An 18,760-nucleotide genomic window follows, 5' to 3' on the forward strand; every position below is an offset into this window, starting at 1 on the left:
GCGCTCCCGCTCCACCGGGGTCATCCCCAAGCTCCCCATACAACGGGTATGCCCTCATTTGACACACCGTCAATCGGACTCGGAAACCTCAGTAGTCAGCCTCGCCGAGGAGGACGCGGCCGACAACGTCGAGGATTGCGACGCCGTCTTCTTCATCCTGGACGAGCTTCCACCCGCCTTCGCCGCGCAGTACACCGAACTGTTCATCCGTCGATTCGTCGCCGCCGCCGCTACGGTGCTCCAACGACTGACCTCGACGGCGTGGCAGCCACCCTGCACCACCGACGAGGCACTCGCCCTGCACCTGCTTGTGCGGGAGGCGGTCCCGGTACTCGACCTCTTTCAGCTGTACGACGAAGACATCGAAAGCGCGTTCGCGGCGTTCAGGGAAATGGTCCTGGGAGACCTCGACCCCGAATGGCTCTACGAAGAAGACCCCTTCGACGAACAGGAATCGATCTCGGACTGGTTTACGCCCAGCGAGATCGACGCCCCGGTCCACTTCTACACCCTCAGTGACTGAGGACCACTCTGCCAAAGCGCCCAAACGCCTCGACCGCCGACCGATCTTCCGGTCCCTGACCAACTCCGCGTGGGTCGCCTCGGACGCACGGTTTGAAGCATTGTGGCAGCGTCGAATTCACATCTGGTCGATGTCCCATTGAAGGCTGACAACAATGAGGGCTTGAACTTCCGTCAAGTCCTCGCCGGACCCAATCGAAGTCTTGGTGACGTTCTCGACGACGAACACTGGCGACACTGCGTCCTGCGGGCCCTCGGCTGCCGCGGCCTCTCCTTGCACACGGACCGCGAGATTGGTCAAGAAGCCGCTGACCTCTGCGGTCGTGTCATCCCGAGGCAACTCCGAGATCCGCCGCATGGCATCACGAAGTCGCTCCGACTCCTGGTCCACGAACGCCTGGTGGGTCGCGGATACCTCCCGTTGCCTGCCGAGGAGCAAGAGACCGGACAGTGCCTCCAGCGCCTCGCAAGCTGCCGCCGCCGCGTCGGCCAGCGGCGTGGGATGGGAACTGGACAACTCGCCCTGCCAGGCGTCGAAGAGTGCATCTGTCGCCGCCATTCCGCTCGCCGAGTCAACGGCCAGCCTGCGGATCGGGCGTCCGTCGCGGAGGGCAACCAGGAGGATCCCAGGCTGCCAACCCTCCGAGGGTGGTCTCCGGTTCACGAGTCCGGGCAGCTGTGCGACGACGGCGCACCAGTCCGCGAAGGTTCGGATATCGATGCCCACCGCGTACTCCATAGGTGGCCAGTGCGCGGCTTCCGCGTTCTGCGTCTCCCAGCTGTAGATGTGCGCCGTGATACCTGCTGCGCGTGCGGCTTGGAGCATGTGGTCCTGGTCTGCGGATGCGCGCGCCCGCATGGACGACTCCGCAACTGCCGCGCACCTGGCCAGCGCCTGTGCGTACAGTCCCGACCGGGCCGAGCGAACCACATCACGCGCATTCATTCCGCCCCAGGCGACTTCGGCCAGCACCGTGTACAGGTTGCCGAGGATGCGCTCCATCTCGTCGAGCGTCACGGGCGCTTCCGTGCCCATGAGGTTCCATCGTTCCCCGGTACGGACTTCCCCGATGTCGATGCGCAGCCGGTGCACGAAGGACGCCAAGGCAGCCTGGTTTGCTTGCGGGTCGGCGATGCGAGTCGTGAGATTCGCGACGACGCCGACCGTCAGCAAGCGCAGCCGGTCCAAGGCTTTTGCCTTGGGGGCGTTGTCGGCCGCGCTTGCGAACAGCGCGGATGTGTCGATGAGCGGGAACAGAGCTTCGGCGCGGGCGAGCAGGTCGCCGTGCAGTTTCGTCAGTTGCGCGATCTGCTTGGGTGCGCCCTTGCCGGTGCACCACGTGCGCGTCAGCCCGTCTAGATAGACGTGCATGTCGTTGACGATCGACAGCGCCTGCTGCACGCGGATCGTCGGGTCGGCGGATCCGGCCGCGGCGAGTGCGAGCGGGGCGCGTACCGAGTTCCAGGCGATCTCGGTGGAGAGGTGATCGTAGCGTCGTTCGAGTTCGCTTCTCCCCCATGTGATACCGCCGGACCGCAGCGGAACGTTTCCGGGTTGGAACGCTTGCACGTCGACGCTTTGGCAGTGTGGGAAGCACCGCAGGAGCACGCGCCCGAAGTCGCGGGTTGCGCGCTCGATGTCGGGCTCGGCGCGTGCGGACACGTGGAGCAGGCGTGCGTACGCCACGTCGCCGTCGGGCCCGTGAGCGGCGTCGATGTCGGTCACCCACGGCGAGTACGCGCGAAGGCGGTCGTACACGGCCTCGTGGCCACCGGTGAGCTCGACGAGCCTCCGGGCGAAGGACTCGGAGACGGCTCGGGCTGCGGTGATCAGTGAGCCGAAGTCGTCGGCGGGCGCATCCCTCAGCAACGTCAGGAAAGGAGCCTCGTCACCTATCCGGGCGATGTCGTCCGCAATGTCCACACCGCTGCCGGCAAGGACGGCGAGAAGGCTCTGGGCAGTGGCCATGTCGCCGCACTGGGCTACCACGCGCGCGAGTTCGGCGGTGCCCAGGATCGCGAGCAGAGCCTCCCGCGTCGGTGAGCCGGGGTCGGCGATCGGCGCGATCTCGGCAATCGCGCCGGCGATTTCGGGCTTCATCTTGTCGAGCAGGTCGTTGCCCAGAAGCGCCCACTGGAGCGTCATCTGCCGATCAGCAGGGGCCACTTCATGGGAGTCAAGCACCTGAGCCCATATGCCGGACTGGCGCTGGACGTCCACCAGCCTCAACGCCTGGAGAACCCCGATCCACGCCACCGGGCTTGAACGGCTTCGGAGTTCTTCAGCCAACTGCAGTCGAACCTCGGACTCCGACTCGGGATGGCGACCGAGTGCACCCGCCAGGAAGGGCTCCAGCTGATCGTCCTCGAGGATGCCGAGCACGTCACGCATGGTCTCGTGCAGCAGGGGAGGCGGCGTGGCGTGAACGGCATCCACCAGGGCACTGGATCTCAGTTGGTGCAACCCACCAAGTCGGCCGGCCCGGGACGATACGAGATGTTCGTCGACCAGTCGCTCCAACGCAATTCGGAACTCGACATCGTCGACCCCGACTTGCGCCTGCACCTTACGCAGGGAGAGTTCGGCACCCCAGCAATGCGCCATGGATACCCGCGCCAGGATCTTCAATTCCGTCCGTCGCCTCTCGACCACACGACGGGCGATCTGCTCAGCCAGTACTTCGGACATGCGCACGCCGCGTGCGAGGTAGTGGGTGAATTCGAGCGTAAGCCCGTTGGCGGACTCGTACGCATGGCGCCAGTGAGGAACCACGGCTACGCCGGTGCGCAGCAGTTCCTCGTGGATGCGCTCGGCCACGTCCTCGTCCAGGCCGACGGTGACCTCGGTGCATTCCGGTCGTGTTCTCAGCGGGAGCAGGTCCTCGGATCGGGCCGAGCCGAGCAGCACCACCCCCGGGATCGGGAGCAGTTCTCGGTGAAGCAGGTCCCATGCCTCGGCGGCTCCGATCCCGACGCCGTCCACGACGAAACCGACCGGGCAACGGATGGACGCGCCGGATGCACGTGCCAAGCGGACCAGTGCCGGCACATCCGCCTCACGAAGGCGCCGAATCCGATACCAGAGGATGTGCCGGGTCGAGTACGCCGCAGCCCACATCACGGTGGATTTCCCGACTCCCGAGGGACCGACGACCAAGGCCGTCGCTCCCCGGTTGAGGGCGTCGACCACACGACCGGTCAGCGCCGGCTGCGGTGTCGGCAGACCCGCCGCCACATGCCCGGGCTGCGCACCGACACCCTCGAAGAAGGAAGGGTCGGGCAGCGGATCGTCGAAGTCCACGGGCTCGCAGGCCCCCGAAGAGAGCGCCTCCCCCAACGCATCGTGATCGACCAGACCAATGACCTTCGTCGCGATCTGCTGCACCCGGGTGCGGCTCAGGCGCGACCTACTAACCCACCGGCCGGACAGGTTGTCGTCCGCGGCATCGGCCACCGCCTCCCGCAGGGCATGCACCACCGGGACCGCGGCCTGCGCGAGCACATCGAAGCGCTCGGCGATGATCCGACGGGCTTCCTGTGCCGCCGCACCCCACGGCAGCACGTAGATACTCAACTGCCGGCCCATCGCCTCCACCGCAGCCGACCCAAGCCCTTCAGCTTGCGCTTTTGCGAACAAGGCTGCCCGAATGGGGTGTTCCGGCGACAGGTCTGCCAATGGCCGCCCCCACGTGCTGAAGGATTCTCCTGCGACCGGCCTCTCCAAGACCAAGACAAGGGATCCATCACGTGACACCGCCCGCCACGCCGCATTCTGTTGGGCCATCTTCAGTAGGAAGTTGGCGACCTCGGTCGGACCGAAATCCCCCTTTCGCTCCACCCGGGACTTGACCTGCACGCGCCAGGCGATTTCCCCCTCGCAGGATAGGTCCTCTTCGCCTTCCGGAACCACGGATTCGACCATGAGCTCTCCGGCCAACATCCGCGCGCACAAACAGGCCCCGACGGCGTCCTGATAGTGGAAGCCTCGACCGGCTCTGGCACCACTGCGCGTCGAACTCCACAACTTCTCGGCGACGTCGATGGGCACGCCCGCTGCATCGGCTTCGCCACGTGTGCTCGCCGACCCGAGCGCGCGCTCGATTTCGTCGTCATCCGCCGACGTACCGGCGACCCGCGCCTTGTCGCGCGCCGCAGGTCGAGCGCCGGGCGCTCCTTGAGACTTCTGTGGGCGCCTCTGCTCGCGCTTCCTGCTACTCACGCATCGAGGCTCCCATTTCCATCCGACATGTGGCTCCAGACGACCCTTGGCACACGAGGTGATTACGTTGACTCGCGTCTCGCGATCAATCTTCCGGCGGCATGGCGCATGCGTGCCGAGGGGTGGGTCTCGACCAGCTCCTCCACGATTGCGTTTCCTGCGAACCGATCGGTGGATCGCAAACCCTCAAGTGCCGCCAGTGGTACGCCTGCCGATGGGTGCCTGAGCGCCGTACGTAGTCCGGCCTCGATCATGGAGTCCACCGATGGCAGGGCAGACAATTCTCCGAGCGCGGATGCAGCGCTTCTGCGAACACGCGGATCGCTGTCGGTCGCCACCAGTGTCACCAAGATCCCAGCGAGTTCGGGCAGACGCGACACACGAGCGGTCATGGCGCACCCCGAACGGGCCCACGAATACTGCTACTTCACGGCATACTGCCAATCAGAACCGCCGTCAACAAACCACCGGTAAGAGCAGAGGTGGGCCTCCGACATGCTTCAGGCTTGCGCATGCCGAACGGACCCGCCGCGTTGGAGGCGACCTCGCGGTGGCTGCACGAGCGGCCTCTGCGCGCGAGGACTGTTCCAACGGACGCGTACATCGACCTCCTTTTGCTGACACGTCAACAGGTACTTCGTTATCGCGTAAGGTGATTGGTCCGCACACGCCCTGGCCGGATGCATTGGCCATGGACCGCGCGTGTATGCGATGACGTTCCAATTCCGGGGGGTTTGGACCATGCTCGATCCCGCAACCATGGCGATAGCCACTGGTGCCGCCGGCACCCTGGTGGCCTCAATGCTGTCGGGGGGCAGCCGTGCGGCCCGGGCCGGACTCATACGGCTGTTCCGCCACGCTGCGCCCGAAGCACAGCGGGATGCGATCGCCGCACACGACAACGATGAGCGTGACCTTGGCGACCTGGCCCGCGCCGCGGAAGGCGACGCGACGCTCGGCCGCGAGCTGGCGCTGGCTCGGGAGCGGATCACGCAGGCATGGGCCGGTCGTCTGCACGACCACGTGTCGGTCCACCCGGAAGCATGGACCGATCTCCAGGCGCTTGCCGAAGCGTCACGCTCGATGAACGCCGGGGCACAACTCAACACCGGATCGGGGATGTTCGTAAACGGGAACATCCTCGGAGGCGTGCACAACACGTACGGTGACGCACCGCAATGACGCGTCGGCAGATCGACGATGCGCCGCGCCCGCACATCCAGCACAACGCCTGTCGAGAGACGTGCGTCGGCGAAGGTGCCTACGGGACCGTGATCAATCACTTCGCGGAGTTGGATCAAGCGACGCGAGGGCATCTCGTTTCGGTCACCGAGACCTCACCTCGGCTGACAGGGCCGCGCGCCGATGCGGCAGAGGGCCGTCCCCGCGGCGGGGAGACTGCCAAGCTCATAGCCATCCCGGCTGAACGGTGCGGCCTCGCGGACGCCGCCGAGATCCTCGTTCTTGTGACCAGGCCTCCAATCCGCAGGAGGTTCCCTGAAGGGGTGCTCTGCCTGGCCGGCTCAGTTCGCGAACTGAAGCGGTGCACTCATCAACTCCAGCAAGGCTTGGCGGACTTCCAGTCTTCGGATTGCGACCTTCGGCGAACACGGCGGTGACGGGGGATGTCCGATCCCGCGCGCCGACCAAACGTGCAACGCAATGAAGGTTCGGGGGTTTTCGTCGGCGGCAACGTTGATGGTGGCGTACATATCCACCACCATCACGCCGGTGAGGCCCGTTCGGCTGCGGACCTTTTGCCATCCGAGACGGCACTCGGCTCCACCGATTTGGAACCGGAGGGTGGTCAGCAAGACACAGAACGGCCGCTGCGTCGCTTATTGGCGGCGATGTTCCTCACTGTTGTTGCCATGACATCCATTGTGATGGCCGTCACCGGGGCGTCGAGCAGTTCTGCGGCTGGGCCCCCATCCTCGGCGCAGCGCGTGCTCGGTGGATTTGGTGGTTGCATCGGGCTGTGGCTTGCTGCGGTGTGCCTGCTGGCCCGGGCCTCACAGGTCTGTTCGGAGATCGCAAATCGGGCCCACGACGCTGCGGCGAACATGAACCCTCGCCATCGCCGCGCAACCGCCCTGAGTGTCAGAACGGCTGGGAGGGCCAAAACGTGGGCACACGTGTCGGCCGCCGCTGCCGTTTTCATCGCTGCGCCGATCGCATGGTCACCGTTGGGTCGTGGTGCGATCACGAGGGCGCTCGATGCCGCGGCCCGGGTGAATGAGCATCACGCGGGGACTGGAACCGCCGCTCAGTGAGTGCTACAGGCGGTGCTCACCTGTCGGGACGCCACACTCGCCCAGCACGCGGCCGCGTTGCTGCGAAACCTGACACTCAACGGGGATCTGAATCGCTACCAGCAAGCCGTCGCACGCCACTTGGACTCGGCACTACCGGACGCACCGGCAGCCTCGCTCCGTGAGGCCCTGGCCAGGGCCCGCAGCGGAGTGTGGCCCGGTCTCGCACCCACCCTCTTCCGATGGCCCGCCGACGATCCACTCGCTCCGAGCAATGTGGACGACCACCCGGACGAACTCCCCGTAGCCGCTACCCGTACGCCGAGCGAGGCGCGCCCTGGCGGAACTACCCGGACCCGAGGTTCGGGTCGTACAACTGCGCGAGTATCACGTCTACGACGAGAATGGACTGCTCGCCGCCGTGGCAGCCGACGGTTGGACACCGTTGCCGGTAGAGGAACCCGGCAACGATCCGAAGGACTTGGTCGGTGCCTCGATGTTCGCGGCAACGAACGGTGACGAACTACCGGGAGCAGATTGTCTGACCGGCGTGCAACAGGCCGCGGAACTGCTGGTCGCACACGGCGACGAGGTCGCCGACTGGTCCACGGCTCCCGTGCGGGCCGACTTCGGTACCGGCTGGCGACTGCCCGACACGACCGCACCGGCAATGGCCTACCCGGGCGTCGACGCGCACGCCGTGGACTTCGTCACGCTCTTCCCGCTGAGCGCTCATCAGTGCGAAGACGATGAATGCGAGGAGTGCGGTTGGCAACTGACACCGCACACGGCCGATGTCCTGCACACCGCCCTGACCTGGCTCGCGGACTCCGCCTACGACGACACCGAGAAGCTGAACGACGCGCCGATCACCTCGGAAGAAGACGAAGAGTACGAGTTCTTCGGGCGCCTCCCACACATCACCTGGCACCAGAACAAGGCATGGCGCAAACAGGTCGCCCGAGCCTGCGACGACCTGGCACGCGACATCGAGAACGGCAACTGGCCGCAACCCACCTGCACAGCGGAGGAGATCGTCCTCCACCTCGCCCTCGAAGACGCACCCGATCTCATCGGCGCCGGCAGTCACGGTGGCGGCAGCATCCCGATACCCCAGCACGAGGACGACTACGACGGGGCTGCCTGCTTCGAGTTCTTCTTCCAGGACCACGACATCCCGTGGCTCTACGACTCCCAGTTCACCGGCGTCGAAGCCCCATCCCATCCGCTCAACCAGACCCTCGGCATCGGCGACGCACAACCACTCGCGTGGTTCGAAGACTTCGGCAACGTCACGCCGCGCGACCCGAACCGTAGTTTCCGGTAGGCCCTACTCGGGTCTCGAACTCCGACGCGGAACCGCTGGCCCCAGACGAACGCACAGCACCAACTCTCGGACGTTGTGGACCAGTTGTGGACCACACGCCATACGCGAAACGGCACGATATACTGGAAATCGAACGACGTATTGAGTAGCAAAGTGCCCCTGACCTGCGGAAATGCCCCATCTCCTTGACTGGGGGTCAAGGGGTCGCAGGTTCAAATCCTGTCGTCCCGACCAGCGTTTACGCAGGTCGGAGGTCGTCTTCTCAGAAACGGGAAGGCGGCCTTTTCTGCGTTCTGGGGCGTGGTGGTCGCAGTGTGGTCGCAGTGTGGTCGCACGACCGGCGCTCGGCTTTGGGACTCACGAGCAATCGGCCCGCGATCGCAGTCGTGTAGAGCGGTTTGAACAGGTCGCGCAGCCGGGCCGAGTGGTCGCGATGTGGTCGCGACCGATTCGGCGGGTGCCTCGCCACGTCCACTCAATCCAAGGACGTGGGCAAATGGACGACGCCCTCGGCGGGGCCGGCCGACCCCGCGAAGGTGTCCGGCACCGTATACGGCCGAACGTCCGCGTACCGCACACGTGCGTCCATGCCTCCAGTATGCCGACGGGCGCCCGGAGGCCCCGCCGGTGGGACCGCCACACGTTCCGGTCCATGTCCATCCGGTCCGGCGATGCGTCCGAGTGCGGCGGTGGCAGCAGCGCCTGTGTCGCGGGGCTCCGCGTGCGGCGGTGGTGGCGCCCGTGTCGCGGGCTCCGAGTTTCGGGTTTCACCGCTCGGTCGTCGCGCGCGGCGAGGAGACTACACATGGCGCCGAGACGGGCGCGCGTTCCGGAGGCGGGTCCGTACCGCGCGGGGGCTTCGGGCGGATCGACGGGTTCGGCATGAACTCTCTTTCCGCGCGCTCTCGTTCGCGTGACGCCGCGCACGCGCGCGGCGAGGACGGGAAGCCGGTGGGGGCGGGCGCGGACGACACCGTCACGTCACCGCCGCCGACGCCCTCCTCGCCCGGCGCCGAGCCGGCTCACGCTGCCTCGGGTGTCCGGCTCGGAACATAGAAGTGTCACATGTGAAATGGTACCGTCCGGAATATCACAACGCGATGATCGGGGCGTGCAATGGGTGACATGGGCGACATGGGTGACAACGACATGACCGGCGGCAGGGCGCGTGGGACCGAGAAGCATGACCACGCGGTGCCGGCGGCGCTGGCGGAGGCGTTTCGACATGGGTGGGCCGACACCGCGATACAGGCGCCGCCCGTGTCCGGGGCGGCGTACGCGGCCAAGCGGCGGGCGGCGGTGTCCGAGCGCTTTCCCGGTGAGCGGATCGTGGTGCCGTCGGGTGGGTTGAAGGCGCGCAGCAACGACTTCGACTACACGTTCCGGCCGCACTCGGCGTTCGTGCACCTGACCGCCGAGCAGGGCACGCAGGCGGTCCCGGACAGTGTGCTGGTCTTCGAGCCCGACGGGAACGGGCACTCGGTCACACTGTTCACCCGGCCGCGCTCACCGCGCGACGGCGGGCCCGACGGTGCGGGGTTCTACGGCGACCGGCGGTATGGCGAGTTCTGGGTCGGGCGCCGGCGCACACTCGCGGAGACCGCCGACGCCCTCGGGATCGAGTCGGCCCCGCGCGAGGACCTCGAACGGGCCCTGCGCGGACGGAAGGTACCGACCCGGGTGGTGCGCGGCGAGGACCCGCTCGTCGACGCGCTGGTGCCGCCGGCCTCGGGAGCCGGCGCCGAGGCCGAGGCCGAACTGCTCACCTTCCTGTCCGAGTCGCGGCTGGTCAAGGACGAGTGGGAGGTCGAGCAGCTGCGTGCGGCCGTGGGCCACACGGTGGCCGGATTCCACGACGTGGTGGGCGAGTTGGATCATGCCACCGGTCTCGAGCGTGGTGAGCGCTGGATCGAGGGCACGTTCAATCGGCGGGCCCGGCTCGAGGGCTACGGGCTGGGCTTCGAGACCATCGCGGCGGCCGGCGCGCACGCGTGCGTCCTGCACTGGATGCGCAACGACGGACCGGTGCGCACGGGCGACCTGCTGCTGTTGGACGCCGGTGTCGAGGCCGACTCGTTCTACACCGGCGACGTCACCCGTACGCTGCCGGTCGGCGGACGCTTCACCGACGTGCAACGCCGGGTCTACGATCTCGTCTTCGCCGCCCAGTCGGCGGGTATCGCCGCGCTGCGACCCGGCGCGCGGTTCGGCGACTTCCACACAGCCGCGATGCGCGTGATCGCCGAAGGTCTGGACGAATGGGGCTTGTTGCCCGGCGGAGCGGAGGCGGCCCTGGCCCCCGACTCGGGCCTGTATCGCCGCTTCACCCTCTGCGGCTCGGGCCACATGCTCGGCCTGGACTGCCACGACTGCGCCGCCGCCCGTCGACAGAGCTACCCGGACGGCCTGTTGGCACCCGGGCACGTACTCACCGTCGAGCCCGGCCTGTACTTCCAGCCCGACGACCTGACCGTGCCGCAGGAGTTGCGCGGGATCGGCGTTCGCATCGAGGACGACTTCCTGATCACGGCCGACGGCGCACAGTGCCTGTCGTCGGGCCTGCCACGCGCCGCGGACGAGGTCGAGGCCTGGATGGCCTCGCTGCGATGACCGCGCGCGGTCCGCTGGTGGACCAGGTCTGCGGACAGTTACGGCAGGCCGGCGTGGTGGCGGTGGTCGGGCCCACCGGGTTCGGCAAGTCCGCGGTCCTGGACGCGGTGTGCACGGCGTGGCAGGCGGCCGGGGATCCGGTGGTCCGGCTCAGCTCGGCGCGCGCCGACGCGAACATCGCCTACGCGCCGCTGATGGACCTGTTCACCGCGTGCCCGGCCGAGGTGCGCGGCGAACTGTCCGAACTGCAACGCTCGACGATGGACTGGGTGTTGCGGCGCGTTGCGGGGCCCGAGCCGGACACCGCTACGTTCCGCGGCACGGTGTTGTCCTGCCTTCAGGCGTGGGGACGCAGGGCCCGGCCGCTGTTGTCCGCCGACGACGTGCAGTGGTGGGGTCCGGGCAGCCTGGACGTCTTCGGTTTCGCCGCGCGGCGCAGTCGCGGCAGCGTGTCGCTGCTGGCCGCGTTGCGGCCCGACGGCCCGTCGCCGCACGACGTGCTCGGCGGCGGCGCGGTCGAGATCGGGATACCACCGCTGAGCCCGGAGGAATCGGCGACGGTCGTAGGGTCGTTCGGCATCCCGCTGCGCACCGCGGGTCGCATCCACGCGGCGACGGGCGGCAGTCCGCGACTGGTCTCGGACATCGCCGCCGGACTGGCCCGGGCCGGGCGTTCGGCCACCGCGTGGGACGCCGAACCGTTGGCCCCGCACGCCCGCAAGGCGATGCGCGCGTGGCTGGCGGACCTGGCCGAACCGGTGCGCCGGGTGCTGCTGTTGGCGGCGTTGGCCGCCGATCCCTCGCTCGACGGCATCCGTCGGGCCACCGGGTACACCGCCGACGCCGCGCCGACCGCGGACGCCGCTCTGGCCACCGCCCAGGACGCCGGGCTGATCCGGGTGGTCGACGGTGCCGTGTCCTTCCCGGCGCCGGTGCTGCGCGAGGGCATCGTCGCCGAGGCCGGCCGCGAGTCGGTGCGCCGCGCCCATCGCGCGCTGGCGGCGGTGTCGACCGGTGCCGACGACCGGACCTGGCACGAGGCGTCCGCCCTGGCCCCGGCCACGACCGCGGCGCGTCTGGTCCTGGTGCTCGCCGACGCCGCCGCGGCGGCGCGCGAGCGCGGCGACCACACGCGGGCCGCGGAGTTCGCCCTGCTGGCGGTCGACCGGGCCGGCGGCACCCGACCCGATCTGCTGGTGTGTGCCGCCCGGGACGCCGAGACCGCGGGGCGCTTCGACCTCGCCTGGACGGCCCTGGACCGGCTGGACCGCACCCGGGCCGGACCGGCGCAGCGCGCCCGGGCACGCATCGCGGTCGTGGACGCCGCCGGCCGCGGCGCCGCGCTGCTGGCGGACATCGCGGCCCGGGCGCTGGCCGACGCCACGGCCGCCGACGAACCCGCGCTGGTTTCGGCGGCGCATCTGCGACTCGCCTGGAGCACGCACCTGACCCGGGGCTATTCCGCCGAGGCCCTGGCACACGCGTGCGCGGCCGTGGAGTGGGCGGAACGGGCCGGCGACCCGGCGAGCCGCGCCGCCGCGATCACCTTGACCGCCCGGATCCAACAGGGCCGCGGCTCGCCGGAGCACGCCGGGACACTGCGCATGGCGTTGGAGCCGGGCGCGGCGGGCGGCACCGGGGCGAGCGCCGGTGACCCGCCTCCGATCTCCGATGATCCGCGCCGGGTCGCGGTGTCCTTCGCCCTCCTGGAGGACCGCCTGGACGAGGCCGGGCAGTTGTTGGACGCGCTTCGCCCGGGGTTCGGGTCGGTCGCCGGGCGGGCCGACCCGGGGCGGCTCCTGGGCTGTGCCGTACTGATCCACGCGCACGGCGGCGACGGTCGGGCCGCGCGCGAGGAGGCCCGCCGATTGCTGGCGCTGGCGCGCGAGTTGGGCGCCTCCCCCGGTCCGCCGTGGTACGCGGCGGCGATCGCCGAACTCGCGGGCGGAACCCTGGAACAGGCGCTCGCCTACGCGGGGCTGGGATTGACCGCGTCGGAGGAGGAGAAGGACACAGTCTTCGCGGCGCACTGTCTGCATCTGTCCGGCCGTACGCGGCTGTTCCTGCGCGACACGGTCGGCGCGCTGGCGGATCTGCTGCGGGTGCGGGATCTGGTGCGCGAGTTGTCCGTCCGGGATCCGGCGGCGATCCGCTACGACGCCGACCTCGCCGAGGCCCTGGTCGCCGCCGGGGATGTCGAGGCCGCCGCGCGCACCATCGCCGATGCCCGAGACCCGGCGCGCGAGTTGGGGCGGCGCGGCGTGCTGGCCTCGCTCGACCGCGCCCAGGCGCTGTGCGCGGCGGCGACGGGCGAGTTCACGGCGGCCGAGCGGCTGCTCACCCGGGCTTGGGAGGCGTTCGCGCGGCTGGGCTACCCGTTGGAGTGCGGTCGGGTGTTGCTGACCCACTCGGCCGTCGAGCAGCGACGCAGACGCCCCGCCCGCGCCCGGGAGTTGCACGCGGCCGCGGAGGCGGTGTTCCGCAAGGCGGATGCGCCGCTGTGGGAGCCGGACCGGCCGGAGCGAACCGGGGCAAGGGCCGGGCTCGCGGGCCTGACCGACGCCGAACAGCGCATCGCCGAGCTGGTCGCCGACGGGCGCGGCAACCGGGACATCGCGGCGTCGTTGTATGTCAGCGTCAAGACCGTGGAGGCGGTCCTGACCCGGATCTATCGCAAGCTCGGCGTGCGGTCGCGGATCCAACTGGTGGCGCTCGTACACAAGGACAGGCACCAGCCGGCCCGGTAGTGCCGACCGTGGTTGCTCCCGGGCGGGAGCGATCGGGGGAGGCGGGTGGGTCATCGAAGGCCGGGTGTCGTCGTAGGCGGGTGTCGTCGCAGGAACGGCAGTGTCGTCGCAGGAGTGGCGGTGTCGTCGCAGGAGTGGCGGTGTCCTCGCAGGAACGGCGGTGGCGCCGCAGGAATGGCGGTGGCGCCCAACCGTGGGAGGTGTCGTCGAGGGCTTGGGAGGCGTCGGGGAAAGCATGGGGAGTGTCGTCGAAGGGGGTATGTCGTCGAGGGGCCAGGTGCGTCGTCGAAGGCCCGGCAAAGGCCCGGTGCAAGGCCCGGCGCAAGGCCCGGTGCAAGGCCCCGCGAAGGTGTCGAGGTCAGTCCGCGAATGCCCAGGAGATCGCGCCTCGGGAGGCGTTGACCACCTTGGAGTCGGCCGAGCCGCGCACCAGCGCCCCGTTGGTGCGATCGCCGTAGGCGTAGACGCCGAGCACGAAGTCGAACTCGGCCGTCTTGCGGTGCCCGGCCTCCTCGGCGCTCGGACCGTCCGCGACCGGGAGTTCCAGCGTGGACGCTTCGACCATGCGCTGACAGGTCCAAGTCTCGACCCCGTCCGCCACGAAGCGCGCGCGCAGGGCCGGCGCGGAGTGCTCGGCGCCGATCAGGACGCCGTCGCCGCCGTAGGTGTAGCTGTGCTTGAAGACGTAGTCGCCCCGGGAGGCCAGTACGTCGTCGAGGATGTCCGGCGCGAGGTCGAAGGTCATCGGTACGTGGCGTCGGAGCGTCTCCACCTCTTCCGGGTCGAGCAGGTGGTGCAGGTCGGGATCGCACAGCAGGGAGAACCACTTGCGGTGCATGCCGAGTTCGGCCTCGAACATGCACGAGACGGTGGCGCCGCTGTCGTCGACGGCCTTGAGGAAGGCGCCGTCGTCGTCGGTGTCGGCGAAGGTGATCAGTCGGTGGACGAGGATGCGGCGCGCGTGCGGCGCGCGCAGCCATTGCGCCCGGTAGGAGGTCTCGTTGCAGTAGACGACGTCCAGGTCGGGCGCCATGATCCGGAGGAAGTCCACGAGCGGCTGGTCGCGACCGTAGCCGCGCCGGGAGTGCCGCACGGAGTCCAGGATGACCAGGCGGTCGAGCCCGAGTCGGGTGCACTGCGTCAGGTAGTGCCGGGCCAGGTCCAGGAACGGTGAGGCGCCCGCCGCGGGGAGTCCCAGCAGTTCGGCGTGCAGTCGCGCGCTGTGCTGGCATTCGCCGCCGCCCACGCCGGAGAAGGTGTTCAACTCGCAGAAGGCGTAGCCCGATTCGGTGGGGATGATGTCGGCCCGGGCCAGCGCGGTGCCCTCGGTCATCCATTGCCAGTGGATGTAGCCCGCCATCGCCTCCGGGATCCGGAACGTGGCGGCCAGTTCGGCGGTCGACAGGGACGAGCACACGTGCCGCATCACCTTGCGGTGGGCGGAGACCAACCGGGCTGTCGTCGAGTGGAGTTCGTCGAGGGTGGTCCGGTCCAGCCGGAAGTGTGTGGGCAACGTGGGGAAGAGGAAGCCGAGATCGCGCAGGTGCCGGTCGGAGATCTCTCGGGCCAGGGCGAGGTCGTGCGGGCTGTGTTCGGTGAACACTCGGTTCAGGAAGGCGCGGTTCTCAGCGGCGAACATCGGCGGGCTCCGGTTCCGGGTCGGGGCGATGGGCGCGGATGGCGAGGTCGGGGCGCAGGCCCGGGTGAAGGCCGGGGCCAAGCCCGATGCCGGGGCCGGATCCGGCCCCGACTCCGGCTGCTCCACCTACGGCTCGGGTTCGGGCTCGGGTTCCGGCTGCTCCACCTACGGCTCGGGCCCCGGCCCCGGCCCCGGCCCCAGTCAACCGCGGCCTGGTGTCCCGCCGGCCGAATTCGGCCTCCAGCGCCGCCCCCGCCCGGAACAGGCTCGCCTCACCGAACTTGCGTCCCACGAGCTGTAGTCCGATCGGCAGCCCGTCGGCGGCGAATCCGAGCGGCAGCGACAGGGCCGGGTGTCCGGTGACCGCGAACGGGATCGTCTGCATGTCGTTGGCCAGACGCGGCGGCGGCCAGTCGGTGGGAAAGTCGTCGAAGCGGGCTGCGGTGGCCTGGCCGCAGGCGGTGACCAGCACGTCGTGGTCGGCGAAAACCTTCTGCTGGAAGGACTCGACGAGGCGCCGGCGCACGTCCATCGCGCGGAGCAGGTCACCCGCGCCGACCCCGGCCCCGGGCATCAGCTTCTGGTAGGTGAACCGCCCGTAGGACCAGGGGAACCCGCGCAGGTTGCGCTCGTGCACTGCGAAGCCCTCCGCCGCCAGGATCACCCGGCCGCAGGCGTCGAGCACCTCGTACGGAGGCAGTTCGCACTCCTCGACGATCGCGCCGAGCTTGTCCAGGTGGGTCAGGGCCCGCTCGATGCCTTCGGTGATCTCCGGCAGCGTCGCGGGGTCGTGGGCGTACCACGCGGTCGAGTACGCCACGCGCAGGCCCTTGACGTCCTCGCTCGCCGCGCCGAGGAAGTCCGGCGCGGGTGTGTCGCGGGTGCGCGGGTCGCGCGGGTCCGGTCCGGCGATCACGTGGAGTGCGGCGGCGGTGTCGGCCACCGTCCAGCCCAGCGGTCCGAAATGGTCCATGGTGTGCGACAGCGGGGTGGCGCCGTACCCGGACACGCTGCCGTAGGTGGGCTTGAGGCCGACGGTCCCGCAGTGGAACGCCGGGCCGCGGATCGAGCCGGCGGTGTCGGAGCCGAACGCGACCCGCAGGAACCCCGCGGCGACCGCGACCCCGGCGCCCGACGATGAACCGCTGGGGATGTGCTCGCCGTTCCACGGGTTCCGTGCCGGCGGGAAGGGCAGGTCGACGCTCGGCCCGCCGAGCGCGAACTCGTAGGTGGCCAACTTGCCCAGCAACACGCCGCCGCCGGCCCGCAGTCGGGCCTCCACGGCGCTGTCCTCGGCGGCCACGTCCGACACGGTCAGCCACGAGTGGTTCGTGGTGGGCAGTCCCTCGGCGGCGAAGATGTCCTTGAGCGCGTACGGGACGCCGTGCAGCGGACCTCGGTCGAGGCCCTCGCGCAGTTCCCGGTCGGCCTGCCGGGCGCGCCGCAACGCCTGCTCGCGGGTGACGAGTACGAAGGCGTGCAGTGTCGCGTCGCGCGCCTCGATCATGCCGAGCGCGTTCTCCACCAGGTCCACCGAGGTGAGTCGGCCCGCGCGCAGCAGCGCGCCGGCCTGTGCGACGGACAGTTCGGCGAGCGCGCCGGGGCCGGTGCTGTCGAGGTCAGCCATCGGTGGCCTCCGTGGTGCGCAGCAGTTCCATCTTCGCCCGCAGCCCGCGGTAGCCGGCCAGCACACCGGGCGCCAGGTCGCGCGGCATCTCGATGCCGAGCCGTTCCAGGGTGGCGGTGAACTCCCGGTCGGCGGGATCTACTTCGACGCAGGCGGGGAGTTCGGAGCGATCGGGAGGATCGGGGCGGTCGGCGTCATCGATGCCGGCACGGGCGCCGGCGATACCGGCGATACCGGCGATGCCGGCGCGGTCGGCGTGGCCGGCGCGGTCGGTGTGGCCGGTGTGGCCGGTGTGGTCGGCGCCGTCCACGGCGATCCGGTCGGCGCTCACGCGGTGGGCCCGTGCCCGCCGGGCAGGCGCGGGCCGGCCTCGCGTTGCGCGGCGAGCCAGGTCTCGGTCTCGCGCGCGCCGACCGGCAGCGCCGCCGACAACACCTGAACGCCGTCCGCGGTCACCCGTACGTCGTCCTCCAACCGCACGCCGATCCCCCGCAGGCCCTCCGGCACCAGTTCGTCGTGCGGTTGCAGGTACAGACCGGGTTCCATGGTCAGCACGTGGTCCTCGCCGAGCACGCCCTGTCCGTAGTACTCCGGGCGCGCGTGCCCGCAGTCGTGCACGTCCAGGCCGAGCATGTGGCCGAAGGCGCACAGGGTCCACCGCCGGTACGGCTGCCGCTTGTCCTGCATGGCCTCCTCGACGCCGCACTTGAGTACGCCCAGGTCGCGCAGGCCCTCGGTGAGGGTGCGCCGGCAGGCCAGGTTGACGTCGTCGAACGCGACACCGGGCGCCATCGCCGCCAGGCCCGCGTCGCGCGCGGCGTGCACGATGTCGTAGACGTCGCGCTCGGCGGTGGTGAAGGTGCCCGAGACGGGCAGGACGCGGGTCACGTCGGCGGTGTAGCAGCTCCGCGCCTCGGCTCCCATGTCCATCAGCAGGATGCCGTCCGGTCGGACCGGGCCGTCGTTGCGGCCCCAGTGCAGGATGGTCGAGTGCGCGCCGGCGGCGACGATCGAGTTGTAGCCGACGCCGTTGCCGTCGTGGCGCGCGCGGGTGGCGAAGATGCCTTCGAGCAGCCGCTCGGAGACCGCGCGATCGCTCGGCAGGGCGCGCGCGACATCCTCGAAACCGCGGACGGTGATGTCTACGGCCTCCTGGAGTTGCGCGAGTTCCCAGTCGTCCTTGCGCAGCCGCAGTTCGGCGAGCACGCTCGCGAGCAGCGCGTCGTGGGCCGCGTTCTCCTCGGTCGCGGGGAGCAGGCCGCGGTCGATGCCCGCGTCGTAGCCACGCAGCACTCGGGTGTTGCGGCCGGCGCGCCGCAACACCGTCGGGAGGTCGCCGATGGGACGGGTCTGCACTCCCAGCACCGTGGTCTTCTCCTCGGGCGAGAGGCAGCGGCCCTGCCACACCTCGCCGAGGATGCGGTCGAGGTAGCCGACGCCGGAGGCCGGGTCGTGCCGCGGGTCCACGTACAGCACCGCGTCGTGGCCGCCGGTGATCGGGTGCATGACGAGCACCGAGTTCGGGTCCTGGTCCGCCGTCAGCCACAGCAGGTCGCTGCCGCCGCGGAACGGGTAGGGCGCGCCGTAGCTGCGCCATTGGATCCGGCCGGTCGGGATGACCAGCGTTTCGCCCGGAAAGGCGTTCGACAGCAGGGCGCGGCGCGCCGACAGCCGGTCGAGGTGGGGTACCGGGACGAGCTCGATCTCCTGTTCCCGCCAACCGCTCGTCATGTAGTCGACGAACTCGGTGGGGATCTCGGTGTCGTGCGCTCCGGTGATCTCTTCCTTGCCGACGTTGGGCACGTTCGGTATTCCCT

Annotated in this window: 11 protein-coding genes and 1 pseudogene; 6 read left to right on the forward strand and 6 right to left on the reverse strand. The window is 69.7% G+C overall.

Annotated features, from left to right (window positions below):
* Positions 1–523 (forward strand): annotated as a pseudogene (locus tag ACZ4FV_RS37530) (hypothetical protein); the annotation flags it as partial.
* A gap of 117 nt (positions 524–640) precedes the next feature.
* On the opposite strand, the gene ACZ4FV_RS37535 reads toward ACZ4FV_RS37530, so the two are convergent.
* Together ACZ4FV_RS37535 and ACZ4FV_RS37540 are read right to left on the reverse strand one after the other, a co-directional pair.
* Positions 641–4,741: a hypothetical protein gene (locus ACZ4FV_RS37535; protein WP_465325049.1), complete on the reverse strand. Its 4,101-nt coding sequence runs from the start codon at positions 4,739–4,741 to the stop codon at positions 641–643.
* Between the two features lie 62 nt (positions 4,742–4,803).
* A complete protein-coding gene (locus ACZ4FV_RS37540) occupies positions 4,804–5,133 on the reverse strand; it encodes a HEAT repeat domain-containing protein (protein WP_465325051.1) in 330 nt (109 codons plus the stop codon).
* A 349-nt stretch (positions 5,134–5,482) separates the two neighbouring features.
* Here ACZ4FV_RS37540 and ACZ4FV_RS37545 point away from each other — a divergent pair, with 349 nt between their 5' ends.
* From ACZ4FV_RS37545 to ACZ4FV_RS37565, 5 genes are all read left to right on the forward strand, one after another.
* The gene (locus tag ACZ4FV_RS37545) at positions 5,483–5,923 is read left to right on the forward strand and encodes a hypothetical protein (protein ID WP_465325053.1); all 441 of its coding nucleotides are present in this window, start codon (positions 5,483–5,485) and stop codon (positions 5,921–5,923) included.
* A 443-nt stretch (positions 5,924–6,366) separates the two neighbouring features.
* Positions 6,367–7,014 carry a hypothetical protein gene (locus tag ACZ4FV_RS37550; RefSeq protein WP_465325055.1) on the forward strand — a complete coding sequence of 216 codons (648 nt, stop codon included), beginning with the start codon at positions 6,367–6,369 and terminating at the stop codon, positions 7,012–7,014.
* Between the two features lie 400 nt (positions 7,015–7,414).
* On the forward strand, positions 7,415–8,320 hold the full coding sequence (locus ACZ4FV_RS37555; protein WP_465325057.1) for a hypothetical protein: 906 nt from the start codon (positions 7,415–7,417) through the stop codon (positions 8,318–8,320).
* A gap of 1,134 nt (positions 8,321–9,454) precedes the next feature.
* Positions 9,455–10,930, forward strand: a complete 1,476-nt coding sequence (locus ACZ4FV_RS37560) for an aminopeptidase P family protein (protein ID WP_465325058.1) — start codon at positions 9,455–9,457, stop codon at positions 10,928–10,930.
* Positions 10,927–13,677: a LuxR C-terminal-related transcriptional regulator gene (locus ACZ4FV_RS37565; protein ID WP_465325060.1), complete on the forward strand. Its 2,751-nt coding sequence runs from the start codon at positions 10,927–10,929 to the stop codon at positions 13,675–13,677. The genes ACZ4FV_RS37560 and ACZ4FV_RS37565 overlap by 4 nt, the downstream gene beginning before the upstream one ends.
* A 358-nt stretch (positions 13,678–14,035) precedes the next feature.
* Here ACZ4FV_RS37565 and ACZ4FV_RS37570 read toward each other — a convergent pair whose 3' ends face one another.
* The 4 genes from ACZ4FV_RS37570 to ACZ4FV_RS37585 are packed head-to-tail and all read right to left on the reverse strand — an operon-like array spanning position 14,036 to position 18,746.
* Positions 14,036–15,316, reverse strand: coding sequence for a hypothetical protein (locus ACZ4FV_RS37570; protein WP_465325062.1), 1,281 nt, complete (start codon positions 15,314–15,316; stop codon positions 14,036–14,038).
* Positions 15,303–16,943 carry an amidase gene (locus ACZ4FV_RS37575; RefSeq protein WP_465325064.1) on the reverse strand — a complete coding sequence of 547 codons (1,641 nt, stop codon included), beginning with the start codon at positions 16,941–16,943 and terminating at the stop codon, positions 15,303–15,305. Before ACZ4FV_RS37575 ends, ACZ4FV_RS37570 begins: the two co-directional genes overlap by 14 nt.
* Positions 16,936–17,274 (reverse strand): hypothetical protein, encoded by a 339-nt coding sequence (locus ACZ4FV_RS37580; RefSeq protein WP_465325066.1) that lies wholly within the window; start codon positions 17,272–17,274, stop codon positions 16,936–16,938. Before ACZ4FV_RS37580 ends, ACZ4FV_RS37575 begins: the two co-directional genes overlap by 8 nt.
* Positions 17,271–18,746: an aminopeptidase P family protein gene (locus ACZ4FV_RS37585; protein ID WP_395872974.1), complete on the reverse strand. Its 1,476-nt coding sequence runs from the start codon at positions 18,744–18,746 to the stop codon at positions 17,271–17,273. The genes ACZ4FV_RS37580 and ACZ4FV_RS37585 overlap by 4 nt, the downstream gene beginning before the upstream one ends.
* Between the last annotated feature and the right edge of the window lie 14 nt (positions 18,747–18,760).

It is taken from the genome of Embleya sp. NPDC025285 (assembly GCF_055558835.1).